Annotated in this window: 14 protein-coding genes and 2 pseudogenes; 7 read left to right on the forward strand and 9 right to left on the reverse strand. The window is 72.5% G+C overall.

All coding sequences use genetic code 11. The annotated features are described in order from the left end of the window. The first annotated feature begins 83 nt into the window (after positions 1-83). Positions 84-1,073: a LacI family DNA-binding transcriptional regulator gene (locus ACH45E_RS02105; RefSeq protein WP_399039782.1), complete on the forward strand. Its 990-nt coding sequence runs from the start codon at positions 84-86 to the stop codon at positions 1,071-1,073. Positions 1,074-1,114: 41 nt separating this feature from the next. On the opposite strand, the pseudogene ACH45E_RS02110 reads toward ACH45E_RS02105, so the two are convergent. The 3 genes and pseudogenes from ACH45E_RS02110 to ACH45E_RS02120 all read right to left on the reverse strand — a co-directional run. Further along, positions 1,115-1,309: pseudogene (locus tag ACH45E_RS02110) on the reverse strand (LLM class flavin-dependent oxidoreductase); the annotation flags it as partial. Positions 1,310-1,335: 26 nt separating this feature from the next. Next, the gene (locus ACH45E_RS02115) at positions 1,336-1,938 is read right to left on the reverse strand and encodes a sugar O-acetyltransferase (protein ID WP_361436142.1); all 603 of its coding nucleotides are present in this window, start codon (positions 1,936-1,938) and stop codon (positions 1,336-1,338) included. 468 nt (positions 1,939-2,406) lie between these two features. Beyond that, positions 2,407-2,615 (reverse strand): annotated as a pseudogene (locus ACH45E_RS02120) (HAD family hydrolase); the annotation flags it as partial. A 112-nt stretch (positions 2,616-2,727) separates the two neighbouring features. Between ACH45E_RS02120 and ACH45E_RS02125 the strand changes: the two are divergent. Next, positions 2,728-3,966, forward strand: coding sequence for an MFS transporter (locus tag ACH45E_RS02125; protein ID WP_399039784.1), 1,239 nt, complete (start codon positions 2,728-2,730; stop codon positions 3,964-3,966). Positions 3,967-4,001: 35 nt separating this feature from the next. Here the strand turns inward: ACH45E_RS02125 and ACH45E_RS02130 are convergent, their stop codons facing one another. Then, entirely contained in the window at positions 4,002-4,946 is a 945-nt protein-coding gene (locus tag ACH45E_RS02130; protein ID WP_361436140.1) for an SDR family NAD(P)-dependent oxidoreductase, read from the reverse strand. Positions 4,947-5,125: 179 nt separating this feature from the next. Here ACH45E_RS02130 and ACH45E_RS02135 point away from each other — a divergent pair, with 179 nt between their 5' ends. Beyond that, on the forward strand, positions 5,126-5,863 hold the full coding sequence (locus ACH45E_RS02135) for a maleylpyruvate isomerase family mycothiol-dependent enzyme (protein ID WP_361436138.1): 738 nt from the start codon (positions 5,126-5,128) through the stop codon (positions 5,861-5,863). Here the strand turns inward: ACH45E_RS02135 and ACH45E_RS02140 are convergent. Next, positions 5,849-6,253 carry a MarR family transcriptional regulator gene (locus tag ACH45E_RS02140; RefSeq protein ID WP_361436136.1) on the reverse strand — a complete coding sequence of 135 codons (405 nt, stop codon included), beginning with the start codon at positions 6,251-6,253 and terminating at the stop codon, positions 5,849-5,851. The two genes, ACH45E_RS02135 and ACH45E_RS02140, sit on opposite strands and share 15 nt — an antisense overlap. Before the next feature lie 85 nt (positions 6,254-6,338). On the opposite strand from ACH45E_RS02140, the gene ACH45E_RS02145 reads away from it, so the two are divergent. Both ACH45E_RS02145 and ACH45E_RS02150 read left to right on the forward strand, forming a co-directional pair. Beyond that, positions 6,339-7,835 (forward strand): MFS transporter, encoded by a 1,497-nt coding sequence (locus tag ACH45E_RS02145; protein WP_361436133.1) that lies wholly within the window; start codon positions 6,339-6,341, stop codon positions 7,833-7,835. 74 nt (positions 7,836-7,909) lie between these two features. After that, positions 7,910-8,194, forward strand: coding sequence for a DUF6332 family protein (locus tag ACH45E_RS02150; protein WP_361436131.1), 285 nt, complete (start codon positions 7,910-7,912; stop codon positions 8,192-8,194). Here the strand turns inward: ACH45E_RS02150 and ACH45E_RS02155 are convergent. The 3 genes from ACH45E_RS02155 to ACH45E_RS02165 form a co-directional block, all read right to left on the reverse strand. After that, positions 8,155-8,820 carry a response regulator transcription factor gene (locus tag ACH45E_RS02155; RefSeq protein WP_361436129.1) on the reverse strand — a complete coding sequence of 222 codons (666 nt, stop codon included), beginning with the start codon at positions 8,818-8,820 and terminating at the stop codon, positions 8,155-8,157. The two genes, ACH45E_RS02150 and ACH45E_RS02155, sit on opposite strands and share 40 nt — an antisense overlap. Continuing rightward, positions 8,817-10,118, reverse strand: coding sequence for a sensor histidine kinase (locus ACH45E_RS02160; protein WP_361436126.1), 1,302 nt, complete (start codon positions 10,116-10,118; stop codon positions 8,817-8,819). The genes ACH45E_RS02155 and ACH45E_RS02160 overlap by 4 nt, the downstream gene beginning before the upstream one ends. A 98-nt stretch (positions 10,119-10,216) precedes the next feature. Further along, the gene (locus ACH45E_RS02165; RefSeq protein ID WP_361436124.1) at positions 10,217-10,900 is read right to left on the reverse strand and encodes a TetR/AcrR family transcriptional regulator; all 684 of its coding nucleotides are present in this window, start codon (positions 10,898-10,900) and stop codon (positions 10,217-10,219) included. 150 nt (positions 10,901-11,050) lie between these two features. Between ACH45E_RS02165 and ACH45E_RS02170 the strand changes: the two genes are divergently transcribed. Beyond that, positions 11,051-11,500, forward strand: coding sequence for a nitroreductase family deazaflavin-dependent oxidoreductase (locus ACH45E_RS02170; protein WP_361436121.1), 450 nt, complete (start codon positions 11,051-11,053; stop codon positions 11,498-11,500). Here the strand turns inward: ACH45E_RS02170 and ACH45E_RS02175 are convergent. Next, the gene (locus ACH45E_RS02175; RefSeq protein WP_361436118.1) at positions 11,490-12,728 is read right to left on the reverse strand and encodes a geranylgeranyl reductase family protein; all 1,239 of its coding nucleotides are present in this window, start codon (positions 12,726-12,728) and stop codon (positions 11,490-11,492) included. The two genes, ACH45E_RS02170 and ACH45E_RS02175, sit on opposite strands and share 11 nt — an antisense overlap. Positions 12,729-12,860: 132 nt before the next feature. Between ACH45E_RS02175 and ACH45E_RS02180 the strand changes: the two genes are divergently transcribed. Then, the gene (locus ACH45E_RS02180; protein ID WP_361436116.1) at positions 12,861-14,216 is read left to right on the forward strand and encodes a dipeptidase; all 1,356 of its coding nucleotides are present in this window, start codon (positions 12,861-12,863) and stop codon (positions 14,214-14,216) included. Positions 14,217-14,312 lie beyond the last annotated feature (96 nt).

Genomic DNA, 14,312 nt, shown 5'->3' on the forward strand with positions numbered 1-14,312 from the left:
CCGGGGCCGGGTCGAGGGAGGCACGAGTGGTGGAGCGGGGCGGCTCGGGCGTGCCCGGCGGACGTCGCAAGCAGCGTGTCTCCATGGCCGACGTCGCCAAGCTCGCCGGGGTCTCGTCCCAGACGGTCTCCCGGGTCTCCAACGGCCATCCCGGGGTTGTCAGTTCGACCCGGGAGCAGGTGCTCGCGGCGATGCGGGAGCTGGGCTACCGGCCCAACAGCGCGGCGCGCGCCCTCAGGTACGGCCAGTTCAACACCATAGGCGTGATCCTCTTCAGTCTGTCCTCGACGGGCAACAGCCGTACGGTGGAGGCGATCGCCACGCACGCGGCGGCCGAGGGGTACGCGATCACGCTCATCCCCATCGACGTCCCGACCCAGGACAACGTCCGGGGGGCCTTCACCCGGATGGGAGAGCTGGCCGTCGACGCCGTCATCGTCATCATGGAGATCCACCTCCTCGACACCGGCACGGTGCGCCTGCCGCCCGGCGTGCACGTCGTCGTCGTGGACTCCGACGCCGGCGACCGCTACAGCGTGGTCGACACCGACCAGGCGGACGGCGCCCGGAAGGCCGTCCGGCATCTGCTCGACCTGGGCCACCGGACCGTGTGGCACCTGACGGGTCCCCGGACGTCCTTCGCCGCCCAGCGCCGCACCCAGGCCTGGCGTGCGGTCCTGGAGCAGGCCGGGCGCCCGGTGCCACCGCCCCTGCACGGCGACTGGTCGGCCGAGTCGGGCTACGCGGCGGGCCTCGTGCTCGCCCAGGAGCCGGACTGCACCGCCGTGTTCGCCTCCAACGACCAGATGGCCCTCGGCCTGCTGCGCGCCTTCCACGAACTCGGCCGCCCGGTGCCCGGGGACATCAGCGTCGTCGGCTTCGACGACATCCCCGACGCCGCGTTCTTCGTCCCGCCCCTGACCACCGTCCACCAGGACTTCGCGGAGGTGGGCCGGCGCTGCGTCGGCAAGGTGCTGGAGCAGATCCGGACCGGCGGGGGGTCGCGGGCCGGGACGGACCTCGTACCGACGAGTCTGGTGGTGCGGCGGAGCACGGGGGCGCCGCCGGGGTGACCTGGAGGCGGTCCGGCCTGCCGGTCACAGGCAGGCCCCCGTCACAGGACATCGGCGAGGCGGTCCACCTGGTCCGGGTCGAGGCCGTAGCAGTACAGCATGACCTCGTCGGCGCCGAGGTCGGCGAAGCCGGTGAACGTGTAGGAGGCGTGCATGTTGACCCGGGCGTCCTGCACGTCTTCCGGGCCGCGAGCGACGTTGACCTGCGCGACGATGCGCGGTGCTCCGTCCCGGCCGCCCCGCGAGCGACGCCGGTACCGGCCTAATGTCCGGCAGTACGCGTGGCGAGGTCCTCGTCAGTGATGGGGCGGACCACCCGGCAAGGGGTTCCGAGCGCGACGGTCATCGGGGGGATGCTGCGGCTGACGACGCTGCCGGCGCCGATGACCGACCCGTATCCGATACGGACGCCGGGCAGGACCACCGCGTTGCTGCCGATCCACACCTTGTCCTCGATCACGATCGGCTCCGAGAATCGTCCGAAGTCAGCGCGTCGCGAGGGATGCACCGGGTGTCCGGTCGTGGTCAGCGTCACGCTGGGAGCGATCATGACATCGTTGCCTATGCGGATGTCCACGTCGTCGACGAACGTGAGGTTCACGTTCCCGAAGAAGTCGTCGCCGATGTAGACGTTGCTGCCGAATCCGGCGTGGAACGGCGGCAGCAGCACCGTGCGTTCACCGACCGAGCCGAAGATCGCGACAAGCAGCGATCGGCGCTTCTCCGGTTCGCTCGGTGGTGTGTGGTTGTACTCGAAGATCTGCTCGGTGCGGCGCCGAGGGGCCTGGAAGGCCGCCTCTGACTCTGTGTAGACGAGCCCCTTGGCGATCCGGGCCAGGACTTCTTCCTCGTGAGCAGGCGTCACCAGCGGAACGCTCCATTCGTCCGACTCCTCGGGCACAGGCCCGACGCGCCCCGGTCTTCGCGCGCCCCCAGAGCCTATGCGGACCCCGAAAACGCCGTGCCTGATTTTCGGACCGTGGATGGTGGTCCTCAGGCGCCCCACACGCCCTCACCGCGCGGGCACGCGCCGATGGCTGACCCACGTTTCGGCAGCTTCCACCATCGCCTCCCGCCACGGCGTGCCAGGCCTCCGCCTGGCGAACAGCTTGTACATACGCAAGGTGTCGGCCGGGAAAGCATCGATCGCCCTCGGGTCCGCTCTCACCCATGCCGTGCAGTCGGACGCCGATGCCTCGGTGTCCCGGGCGCTGTGTCCGGCTGCCACCAGGCACGACGTACCGACACGGATCGATGAACCCCGCGCCGCGCGTCGGCCACGCCCAGTCGACGGCCCAAAGCCCCTGCTCTCCGACGATCAGGTCGCTCGGGTTGCCTCACGCGCATCGTACTCGGCGGCGGCGTCGATGCCCGGGCGCACGAGGCGTAGGGCTTCGGCGTTGTCCTGCCCTCGGGCGACGACCGCGCCCACGAGTGCCGAGAGAGTATGGCGGGGCACACCGGGCCGGTCGGTCCAGCTCGCCCAGTACCGATCCTCTCGGGTGATCGTCTCGCCGCGTCGAACACGATGGCGTCGATCACCCGGGCACCCTACGGGACCGGCTTGCCGTGTGGTGATCGCGCCGGGGGCAAGTGCCCTGGCGCCGTCCCGAGGCCCCTTGCTCCGTGCGGTCCGCCCTCCTACCCTGCCTTTGTGCCGCAAATAAACAAAACCCGAACGCACAACGCCGTGCCGGGCGACGGCCACGCCAACCCGCTCACGCGGCTCCGTATCACGCTGACCGTCTTCTTCGCGCTGGACGGCTTCATCTTCGCCGGGTGGGTCGTCCGGATCCCCGCCATCAAGCACCAGACGCATGCCTCGGCCAGCTCCCTGGGGCTCGCTCTGCTCGGGGTGTCCGCGGGGGCGGTCGTCACGATGATGCTCATCGGGCGTCTGTGCCGCCGTTACGGCAGCCATCCCGTCACCGTGGTCTGCGCCGTGCTGCTCTCCCTCAGCGTCTCGCTGCCGCCGCTGGCCCACTCGGCGCCCGCGCTGGGGGCCGTACTGGTGGTGTTCGGGGCGGCGTACGGTGGCATCAACGTCGCCTTCAACAGCGCCGCCGTCGATCTGGTGAGCGCGCTGCGGCGACCGGTGATGCCCAGCTTCCACGCGGCGTTCAGCCTGGGCGGCATGCTCGGCGCCGGGCTCGGCGGGCTGGTCGCGGGGTACCTCTCCCCCACCCGGCACCTGCTCGGTCTGACCGTGATCGGTCTGCTGGTCACGGCCGTGGCAGGGCGTACGTTGCTGCGACTCGAGCCTCCGGTACGGCAGGTGCCACTGGTGGCCGACGATCGCCCGGCGTCCGACGAAGGCACCCCGCGACACCCCCACCGCCCCGACCGCCGCACCCGCGGTCTCGTCGCCGTCTTCGGCCTGATCGCGCTGTGCACCGCGTACGGCGAGGGAGCCATGGCCGACTGGGGCGCGCTCCATCTCCAGCAGGACCTGGACGCCTCTGCCGGGTTGGCGGCGGTCGGCTACTCGTGCTTCGCGCTCGCCATGACCCTCGGCCGGCTGACCGGCACGGCCCTGCTGGAACGCCTCGGCCGGACCCGGACCGTGATCGCCGGGGGCGGCACCGCGGCCGCCGGGATGCTGCTCGGCTCACTCGCCCCCGATGTCTGGGCAGCACTGATCGGCTTCGCCGTCACGGGGCTCGGGCTGGCCAACCTCTTCCCGGTCGCCGTCGAGCGCGCGGGCAGCCTGGCCGGTCCCTCCGGCGTCGCCGCCGCCTCCACCCTCGGCTACGGCGGCATGCTCCTCGGGCCGCCCGCGATCGGGTTCATGGCCGACTGGTTCTCGCTGCCGGCCGCGCTCACGAGTGTGGCCGTGCTGGCGGCCGTGGCGGCGCTGATCGGTTTCGTGACGCGGCGGTCGGCCGGGGGGTGACGCCCCTTCGGTCGCGGCGGCCACCGCGGTCGTCCTCAGAGGGCGTCGAGATCGACGCCGGTCAAGTGACGACTGACGTCCCACAGCCGCGCCGCGACCGAGTTGTCGGCGAGATGACTCCACACCGGTTCACGGCGGGGCTTGCCGCGCAGGCCGAACATCCGCGGTCCCCATACCTCCCCGCCGCGCACGGCCGGGTCCAGCACCGCTCGCACCACCGGCCACGCGCCGGCGTCCTTGCCCTGGACGAGGAGGGCGGCGGGTGCCGCACGCAGCCCCTCGCCGGCGGTCCGCACATGCACCGGGGGCCGCGACGGGGTGAGGGAGTCCAGGGCGCCGCCGGGGTGGGCCACGACGCTCGTCATCGTGCTGCCGACGGCCCGCAGACGGCGGTCGAGTTCGAGTCCGAAGTACATCTGCGCCAGCTTGGAACGCCCGTAGGTGCGCTTCGGCCGGTAGTCCCGCCGGGACTGGAGGTCGTCGAGGTCGAGCCGTTCGGACTTCGCCGCGAAGCTGCCCACGGTCACGACGCGGGCGGCCGGTGCGGCCGAGAGCAGAGGAAGCAGGTGGTGGGTGAGCGCGAAGTGGCCAAGGTGGTTCGTGCCGAACATGAGCTCGTGGCCGTCGGCGGTCCCCCTGCGCGGTGGAGCGTCGAGCGCCACTCCGGCGTTGTGGACCACCGCGTCCAGGCGGTCCGTACTCAGGGATTCCACGGCCGCTCCGAGCGTCGACAGGTCGGCGAGGTCCAGCCGTACGGCACGCACCCGTGCGCCGGGCACACGCGCGCGGATCGCGGCCAGGGCGGCCTCGGCCCTCGCGGGATCGCGGCTGCCCAGCACCACGCCGGCCCCGGTCGCCGACAGCTGCTCGGCGGCGAAGTAGCCGATGCCGGCGTTGCCCCCGGTGATCAGGAAGACCCTGCCGTCGGCACGGGGCAGGTGCCGTACGTCCCAGGGCGCGGCGGAGGATTCGGACGGCATGACGGCAGGCTCCCTTGCTGCTGGAGGGCGGAGAGGGGCGAGATCACTCCCGAGGGAGCGGCTCGCCGCCCAAACTCCCAGCGGCCACCGACACATCGCCTACGGATCACCGACAGCCCCGACGGACGGCCGGCGAAATGCGGTGCCACCCCGCCCGGCCCATCAGGCACACTCACCTCATGGACACAGCCGACCACCTGCAGACCCTGGACCGCGAAGGCCGCCTGCTCGCCGCGGCCGCCACCGAGGCGGGGACCGCTGCCAAGGTGCCGGCCTGCCCGGAGTGGCAGGTGCGGGACCTGCTGCGGCACACGGGCGCGGTGCACCGCTGGGCGGCGGGGTTCGTCGCCGACGGGCACGGCGAGCCGCGACCGCTGGACGAGGGGCCCGATCTCGACGGGGACGAGCTGGTGAGCTGGTACCGGGACAGTCACCGGCGGCTCGTCGACACCCTGGCCGCCGCGCCGGCCGACGTGGCGTGCTGGACCTTCCATCCGGCGCCCTGCGCCTCGCCGTTGGCCTTCTGGACCCGACGGCAGGCGCACGAGACGACGGTGCACCGGTACGACGCGGAGTCGGCGGCCGGCGGCGCGGCGTCCCCGATCGCCACCGACTTCGCCGTGGACGGCATCGACGAGTTGCTGCGCGGCTTCCACGCCCGTCCGAGGAGCCGGGTCCGGACCGGGTCGGCGCGCGTCCTCGGGGTGCGGGCCCTGGACGCGGACGCAGTGTGGACCGTAAGGCTGTCCGACGGGCCGCCCGTCACCAGCAGGGCCGCGTCCGGGGACGCGGAAGCCGAACTGGCCGGTCCGGCCGATCAGTTGTACCTCGCGCTGTGGAACCGGCTGCCCGTGCCCCAGGTGACCGGAGACGCCGCGCTGGCCGCGCTGTGGCGCGAGACCTCAGCGATCGGCTGAGTCGGTCAGCATCCGGGTCAGCACCGCGCGCTGCACCGGCCGAACCTCGCCGTGCAGCGCGCGCCCCTTCTCCGTGAGTCCCACGCGGACGCCCCGGCGGTCTTCGGGGCACATGGCCCGCTGGAGGAGTCCGTCCTTCTCCAGGCGGGCGATCAGGCGGGACAGGGCGCTCTGGCTGAGGTGGATGCGGTCGGCGATCTCCTGTACGCGGTAGGCGCAGCCGCCGTCCGCCGCGGAGTCCTCGGAGAGCAGGTCGAGGACCTCGAAGTCGCTTGCGCACAGGCCGTGTCCATGCAGGGCGCGGTCGAGTTCGCACTGGGTGCGGGCGTGCAGCGCCAGGATGTCCCGCCACTGGTTCACGAGCTCCTGCTCGGCCTTCTTCGCCGCCATGAGCGCACCGTAGCAGAGAAATCCAATTGTTGCATCGTAATTAAATGCGCTTGCATCTCATGCATGCGCATGTATTGTCTTCCGCATGACCTCTCCGCTCACCACCCCCGCGGCCCCGTCCCCGGCGGTCCGCTGGACGCCCCGGCTGTGGGGCACCCTGCTGGTGCTGTGCGCCGCCATGTTCCTGGACGCGCTCGACGTGTCGATGGTCGGCGTGGCCCTGCCCTCCATCGGCTCCGACCTCCACCTGTCCACGTCGACGCTGCAATGGATCGTCAGCGGCTACATCCTGGGATACGGCGGACTGCTCCTCCTCGGCGGCCGGACCGCCGACCTGCTCGGCCGGCGCCAGGTGTTCCTGGTGGCCCTCGGCGTGTTCGCCCTCGCGTCGCTGCTCGGCGGACTGGTCGACTCGGGGCCGCTGCTGATCGCCAGCCGTTTCATCAAGGGTCTGAGCGCCGCGTTCACCGCGCCCGCGGGCCTGTCCATCATCACCACGACCTTCGCCGAGGGCCCGCTGCGCAACCGTGCGCTGTCGATCTACACCACCTGCGCGGCCACCGGCTTCTCGATGGGCCTGGTGCTCTCCGGCCTGCTCACCGAGGCCAGTTGGCGTCTGACCATGCTGCTTCCCGCCCCCATCGCGCTGGTGGCGCTGCTCGCGGGACTGAAGCTGCTGCCGCGCAGCACACGCGAGAAGGACCACGACGGGTACGACATTCCCGGCGCCGTGCTCGGCACCGCCTCCATGCTGCTGCTGGTCTTCACCGTCGTGCAGGCGCCGGAGGCCGGCTGGGCGTCGGCCCGTACCCTGCTGTCGTTCCTGGCCGTCGCCGCGCTGCTGACCGTGTTCGTCGCCGTCGAGCGGCGCTCACCCGGCCCGCTGATCCGGCTCGGCGTGCTGCGCTCGGGTCACCAGGTACGGGCGCAGCTCGGCGCGATGGCGTTCTTCGGCAGTTACGTCGGCTTCCAGTTCCTGGTGACGCTGTACATGCAGTCCCTGCTGGGCTGGTCGGCGCTGCACACGGCGCTCGCCTTCCTGCCCGCCGGTGCGCTGGTGGCGGTGTCCTCGACCAAGGTCGGCTCGATCGTGGACCGGTTCGGCACCGCACGGCTGATCGCGGCGGGCTTCGCGCTGATGGTCGCCGGGTACGCGCTGTTCCTGCGCGTGGACCTCCACCCGGTGTACGCGGCGGTCATCCTGCCGTCGATGCTGCTGATCGGCGCGGCCTGCGCGCTGGTCTTCCCCTCGCTCAACATCCAGGCCACCAACGGGGTCGAGGACCACGAGCAGGGCATGGTCTCCGGTCTGCTCAACACCTCGGTCCAGGTGGGCGGCGCGATCTTCCTGGCCGTCGTCACGGCGGTGGTCACCGCCCACGCCCCGGCCCACGCGACCCCGCAGGCCGTACTCGACAGCTACCGTCCGGGGCTGCTCGTGGTGACGGGCATCGCCCTCGCCGGGCTCCTCATCACCCTCACGGGACTGCGTGGCCGGTCTGCCGCGCAGCAGACCGTCGTGGTCGCCAGGTCCACCGTGGAGAGGGAGGCGGACGTGGAGCGCGTGGCGGTCCGCGACTGACGGGGGACGCCTCCCCGCGTGCGCCCGGCCGGAGTTGGTTGCTCCGCCGGGCGCACGCCTGTGAGACTGGGGGGATGGACGGGTACGGGGGACGGCGGACCAAGGCCGAGCAGGACGCCTGGACCGTCGAGATCGGGTACGCGCTGGTCAGCGCGGTGTTCGTGGCGGCGCTCGCGTTCGGGGCCGTCGGCGGGCCGGCGTTGCTCTTCGATCTGCCACGCATGCTCTCGGCGGTGCTGCTGCGCGTCGGCGGCACGCTGGCGGCCGTCGCCTTCGTGGCCCGGGTGGTAGGCGTGCTGGTGAGCTTCCGGCAGGGGACTCACCCCAGCCAGCCCGGCCGTACCAACCCCGACTCGTAGGCCAGTACGACCAGTTGGGCCCGGTCCCGGGCGCCCAGCTTGACCATCGTGCGGCTCACGTGGGTCTTCGCGGTGAGCGGGCTGACCACCAGGCGGCGGGCGATCTCGTCGTTGGACAGGCCGATGCCGACCAGCGCCATCACCTCCCGTTCCCGCTCGGTGAGCGCGGCGAGGGCGTCGGCGGCCGCGGGCTCCTTAGAGCGGGCCGCGAACTCGGCGATCAGCCGGCGGGTCACACCGGGCGACAGCAGCGCGTCGCCGTCGACCACGGCCCGTACGGCGCGCAGGAGTTCCTCCGGCTCGGTGTCCTTGACCAGAAAGCCGGAGGCGCCCGAGCGGATCGCCTCGAAGACGTACTCGTCGAGCTCGAAGGTGGTGAGCATGACCACCTTGACGTCCTTCAGGCCCGCGTCGCCGGTGATGCGGCGGGTCGCGGCCAGGCCGTCCAGCAGGGGCATGCGGATGTCCATCAGGACGACGTCCGGGCGCAGTTCGCGCACCTTGCCGACGGCCTGCTCGCCGTCCGCCGCCTCCCCGGCCACCTCGATGTCCCGCTGCGCGTCGAGCAGCGCCCTGAAACCGGCCCGCACCAGCGACTGGTCGTCGGCGAGCAGTACCCGGATCACTGATCCTCCCTGGAGTGCAAAGGCAGTACGGCGAGCACCCGGAAACCTCCGTCGGGGCGCGGGCCGGCCTCGATCGTGCCACCCAGCGCGGCGGCCCGCTCCCGCATTCCGGCCAGGCCGTTCCCGCTGCCGCCCGCGTCCGCGCCGGTCGCGGGACCGTCGTCGTCGATCATGAGCCGCAGCGCGCCGCCTTCGTGTGCGAGGCGCACGCGCGCGTGCCGCGAACCGGAGTGCCGTACGACGTTGGTGAGGGCCTCCTGGACGATACGGAAGGCGGCCAGGTCGGCGCCCGGCGGCAGCCGCGGCGGCTCCCCGTCGACCTCGACGGTGAGGCCCGCGCTCGCCGCCTGTTCCGCCAGTTCGGGCAGCCGGTCGAGGCCAGGCGCGGGGGTGCGCGGCGCGTCTCCGGGGGTACGCAGGGTGTCGAGGACCTGGCGTACCTCGCCGAGCGCCTCCTTGCTGGCGTCCTTGATGGTGGTGAGCGCCACCCGCGCCTGCTCGGGGTCGCTGTCCAGGAGGGCGAGGCCGACGCCCGCCTGCACGTTGATGACGGAGATGCTGTGCGCGAGGACGTCGTGCAGTTCGCGGGCGATGCGCAGCCGCTCCTCGTCGGCGCGCCGCCGAGCCGCCTGGGCGCGGTCGGCACGCTCCCGGGCCCACTGCTCGCGCCGTACCCGGACCGGCTCCGCCAGCGCGACGACGGCCAGCACCCAGGTGGCGACGACGATCTCCGCACCGACGCTCGCGCCCTTGTCGTGCGGCGGCGGCAGCCAGCGGTACAGCCAGAGCGCCACCATCACGTGCCCGGCCCACAGCAGCCCCAGCGCCGCCCAGGCGGCCCGGCGGTGCCCGGTGACGACCGCGCTGAAGGAGCTCACGGCGACGGCCAGGAAGACCGGCCCGTACGGATAACCTGCGGCCAGGTAGACCAGGGCGGCCGCAGCGGTGCCGAACGCGACGACCACCGGGTGCCGCTGCCGCCACAGCAGCAGACCGGAGGCCAGGAGCAGCAGCGCACGTCCGGGGACATCCAGCGGCTCGCGGCCCGGCTGCTGGTGTGCGGCGAAGTGGGAGCCGATCACCACGAAGGCGGTGATCAGCACGGTGGAACGCCACGGCCAGTACGGGCCCCGCACCTCGGCGGCGTCCGGATCATGCCAGTACGGCCCGTGCCCGTACGGCCCGTGCCACCGCCGCCCGTGCCACCGCCGGCGCTCGTGCCACCCTCGCGGCCGGTACCCCCGTGCCGGCCGGTCCCCCCGCCGCGACCGGACCCGGCGTCCGTACTGCTCTTCCATGACGGCCACGCTAGACGCGGCCGGCCCGCGTCGGCGTCCGCCGGGCGAGGTGATCACGCGTACTCCCCTGGAAGTACGGCGCCCCGCCGTACAGGGACCTACCGCAGCCCCACTCCGTGCGCCAGCCCGGTCACCGCGTGCCGGAAGAACGTCTCCCGGTCCTCCACCACCCGGTGGAACTGCCCGAACAGCTCGAACCCGACCAGCCCGAACAGCTGGGCCCAGGCCGCCACCAGCGCGGTGGCCGCCTCGGGGGGCAGGGCGGGGGCGAAATCGGCGACCATGCGTTCGGCCTCGGGGCGCAGTTCGGCGGGGAGCGGCAGGTCGGCGAGGCCGGGGCCCTGGTGGGTGTCCCGGACGATGCCGATGAGGAGGAGGCCGACGCGGGAGGCGGCCCGGACGGTGGTCTCGGGGGCGGAGTAGCCGGGCACGGGCGAGCCGTAGATCAGCGCGTACTCGTGCGGGTGGGCGAGCGCCCAGCCGCGCACCGCCTCGCACACCGCCGTCCAGCGGGTCACGGGGGCGTCGGAGGCGGTGTCATGGGCCTTCTCGGCGGCCTCGCCGAGGGAGTCGTAGGCGTCGATGATGAGCGCGGTCAGCAGGTCGTCGCGGCTGGGGAAGTAGCGGTAGAGCGCGGAGGAGACCATGCCGAGTTCGCGGGCCACCGCGCGCAGTGAGAGCTTGGCCGCGCCCTCGGCGGCGAGTTGTCTGCGCGCCTCGTCCTTGATGGCCGCAGTGACTTCGATCCTGGCCCGCGCGCGGGCGCCCTGTGCGGTGCTCATGCTTCTCAGTGTGCCATGGAACGAGAGCGCTGCACACAAAAGAGAGCACCGCTCTTGCTCGGGGCGCCGAAGTCGTGCACACTCTTCTCGAGCGAGAGCACCGCTCTCCCAATAGCGAGAGCACCCGCTCTCCCATACGCAGGGGGTCTCATGTCCACGCACGTCAAGAAGCCGGGCTGGTTCACCGTCAACGTCTTCAACCGCTTCGTCGCATGGCTGACCCGTCGCGGCGTCAGCGTGTGGGGCTCCCGGGTCCTGGCGGTCCGCGGCCGCAAGAGCGGCGAATGGCGTACCACCCCGGTGAACCTGCTGACCGTGGACGGACAGCAGTATCTGCTCGCCCCGCGCGGTCACGTCCAGTGGACGCACAACATGCGCGCGGCCGGCGGCGGCGAACTGCGGCTGGGCCAGAACGTGGACGTGTTCACCGCGGTCGAGGTCGGCGACGAGGAGAAGGTCCCGCTGCTGCGCGCCTACCTCAAGCGCTGGAAGGCCGAGGTCGGCGTCTTCTTCGACGGAGTCGGTCCCGACTCCCCCGACGACGAGATGCGCCGCATCGCCCCCGACCACCCGGTCTTCAGGATCACCGTCACGAACTGACGGCGTCTCCGGCCGCGGAGGTCCGCCGGTCCATCGCGGTCAGGGCACGCTGGGCCATCGGATGCGTACGGACGAGCTCGCCCAGCGAGGTGGAGCCCTGCGTGATCTCCTTGAAGGCCCGCCAGGCGGGCCTGAAGCCGGTGAGGGCCGCGTGGAACAGGCCGGGGCGGCGCTCGAAAGCGGCCAGCATCCGCTTGCCCACGCTCATCTCGACGCCGAGCCCCGCCTTGATCGCGAACGCGTAGTTCAGCGCCTGCCGACGGGTGTCCACGGCGTCGTGCGCCTCGGCGATCCGGACCGCCCACTCCCCCGCGAGCCGCCCCGACCGCAGGGCGAAGGAGATGCCCTCCCGGGTCCACGGCTCCAGCAGTCCCGCCGCGTCCCCGCAGACGAGGACCCGGCCGCGCGAGAGCGGGGAGTCGTCGGCGCGGCAACGCGTCAGGTGCCCGGAGGAGATGCTCGGCTCGAAGCCGGCCAGCCCGAGGCGGGCGACGAAGTCCTCCAAGTACCGCTTGGTGGCGGCGCCTTCGCCGCGGGCCGAGATCACGCCGACCGTCAGGGTGTCGCCCTTGGGGAAGACCCAGCCGTAACTGCCGGGCATCGGCCCCCAGTCGATCAGGACCCGGCCCTTCCAGTCCTCGGCGACCGTCTCCGGCACCGGGATCTCCGCCTCCAGGCCGAGGTCGACCTGCTCCAGCTTCACCCCGACGTGCGCTCCTATGCGGCTCGCGCTGCCGTCGGCGCCGACCACCGCGCGGGCCAGCAGCGTCTCGCCGCCCTGGAGGACGACGGCGACGGTACGACGGTCCGGCACCGCCGAGCCGTGCTGTTCGACCCGCGTCACGGTGACGCCGGTGCGCAGCTCGGCGCCGGCCTTCTGCGCGTGCTCGACCAGCTGCTGGTCGAACTCGGGCCGGTTGATCAGCCCGAACAGCATCTGCCTGGAGCGGCGGGTGCGCGTGAAGCGTCCGTTGTGGGAGAAGGTGACCGCGTGCACCCGGTCCTGCAAGGGCAGCTCGAAGCCGGGGGGCAGGGCGTCGCGCGAGGGGCCGATGATGCCGCCGCCGCAGGTCTTGTAGCGCGGCAGCTCCGCCTTCTCCAGCAGCAGTACGCGCCGCCCCGCGACCGCCGCCGCGTAGGCGGCCGAGGCCCCCGCGGGCCCCGCGCCCACCACGACGACGTCCCACACCCGCTGCACGTCGTCCGCCGAAGAGTTCTCGCCGCTCACGATGGTCCGCTGCTCCGATCAAGCCGTCTGCCGCACCTGTCCCCCGCATCCTACGGCGGACGTCGCCGCAGGTTGCTGTGGGAGGATCGGTGCACTCACCGGTACAACGTCGCACCCACGAGGAGCGTGCCCATGTCGTCGAATCCGCTCGCCGAGACCGTCGCCGCCCTGATGCCCAGGGCCAAGGCGGAGCTCACCGAGCTGGTGGCCTTCAAGTCGGTCGCCGACTTCGGCCAGTTCTCCCGGAGCGAGAGCGAGGGCGCCGCGAACTGGGTCGCCGACGCGCTGCGCGCCGAGGGCTTCGAGGACGTGGCGCTGCTCGACACCCCGGACGGCACGCAGTCGGTGTACGGGTACCTGCCGGGCCCTGAGGGTGCGAAAACGGTTCTGCTCTACGCCCACTACGACGTGCAGCCGCCGCTGGACGAGGCCGCCTGGACCACGCCGCCCTTCGAGCTGACCGAGCGTGACGGACGCTGGTACGGCCGCGGGGCCGCCGACTGCAAGGGCGGCGTGATCATGCACCTGCTCGCGCTGCGCGCGCTGAAGGCGAACGGCGGCGTCCCGGTGCACGTCAAGGTGATCGCCGAGGGCTCCGAGGAGCAGGGCACGGGCGGTCTGGAGCGGTACGCGGAGCAGCACCCCGAGCTGCTGGCGGCGGACACGATCGTGATCGGCGACGCGGGCAACTTCCGCGTCGGCCTGCCGACCGTCACCACCACCCTGCGCGGCATGACCCTGGTCCGCGTGCGGATCGACACCCTCGGGGGCAACCTCCACTCCGGCCAGTTCGGCGGCGCCGCCCCCGACGCGCTGGCCGCGCTGATCCGCGTCCTGGACTCGCTGCGCGCCGAGGACGGCTCGACCACCGTGGACGGGCTCGAGCCCGAGACCCGCTGGGAGGGGCTGCAGTACGACGAGGAGCAGTTCCGTGCCGACGCCAAGGTGCTGGACGGGGTCGGCCTGATCGGTGACGGTACGGTCGCCGACCGCATCTGGGCCCGCCCGGCCGTGACCGTGCTCGGCATCGACTGCCCGCCGGTCGTCGGTGCCACCCCGTCCGTGCAGGCCAGTGCCCGCGCCCTGATCAGCCTGCGGGTGCCGCCGGGCGTGGACGCGGCCGAGGCGGCCAAGCTGCTCCAGGCCCACGTGGAGGCGCACACGCCGTGGGGCGCGCGGGTGCAGGTCGAGCAGGTCGGCCAGGGCCAGGCCTTCCGCGCCGACACCACCAGCCCGGCGTACCAGGCGATGGCCGACGCGATGGCGGTCGCCTACCCGGGCCAGGAGATGCAGTACGCCGGGCAGGGCGGCTCCATCCCGCTGTGCAACACCCTCGCCGCCCTCTACCCGCAGGCCGAGATCCTGCTCATCGGCCTGAGTGAGCCGGAGGCCCAGATCCACGCGGTCAACGAGAGCGTCTCCCCGGACGAACTGGAGCGCCTGGCGGTGGCCGAGGCCCACTTCCTCACGCTGTACGCAGCCGGCTGACCGCCCTACCCGAGACGGCGACGAGCCGACCCCGACCGACACCCGAACGGCCGACTCCGGCACCACAATCACCGGAGCGGCCACGGGCCCCGGCCA

The organism is Streptomyces sp. NPDC020299 (assembly GCF_044387825.1).
Lineage (GTDB): Bacteria > Actinomycetota > Actinomycetes > Streptomycetales > Streptomycetaceae > Streptomyces.

Bases quoted from the DNA above. Each gene is read 5' to 3' on its own strand.
- ACH45E_RS02160 (WP_361436126.1), bottom strand. From the start codon at position 10,118: ATGGAAGAGCAGTACGGACGCCGGGTCCGGTCGCGGCGGGGGGACCGG.
- ACH45E_RS02145 (WP_361436133.1), top strand. From the start codon at position 6,339: ATGACCTCTCCGCTCACCACCCCCGCGGCCCCGTCCCCGGCGGTCCGC.
- ACH45E_RS02130 (WP_361436140.1), bottom strand. From the start codon at position 4,946: ATGCCGTCCGAATCCTCCGCCGCGCCCTGGGACGTACGGCACCTGCCC.
- ACH45E_RS02105 (WP_399039782.1), top strand. From the start codon at position 84: ATGGCCGACGTCGCCAAGCTCGCCGGGGTCTCGTCCCAGACGGTCTCC.
- ACH45E_RS02170 (WP_361436121.1), top strand. From the start codon at position 11,051: ATGTCCACGCACGTCAAGAAGCCGGGCTGGTTCACCGTCAACGTCTTC.
- ACH45E_RS02135 (WP_361436138.1), top strand. From the start codon at position 5,126: ATGGACACAGCCGACCACCTGCAGACCCTGGACCGCGAAGGCCGCCTG.
- ACH45E_RS02150 (WP_361436131.1), top strand. From the start codon at position 7,910: ATGGACGGGTACGGGGGACGGCGGACCAAGGCCGAGCAGGACGCCTGG.
- ACH45E_RS02140 (WP_361436136.1), bottom strand. From the start codon at position 6,253: ATGGCGGCGAAGAAGGCCGAGCAGGAGCTCGTGAACCAGTGGCGGGAC.
- ACH45E_RS02165 (WP_361436124.1), bottom strand. From the start codon at position 10,900: ATGAGCACCGCACAGGGCGCCCGCGCGCGGGCCAGGATCGAAGTCACT.
- ACH45E_RS02180 (WP_361436116.1), top strand. From the start codon at position 12,861: ATGTCGTCGAATCCGCTCGCCGAGACCGTCGCCGCCCTGATGCCCAGG.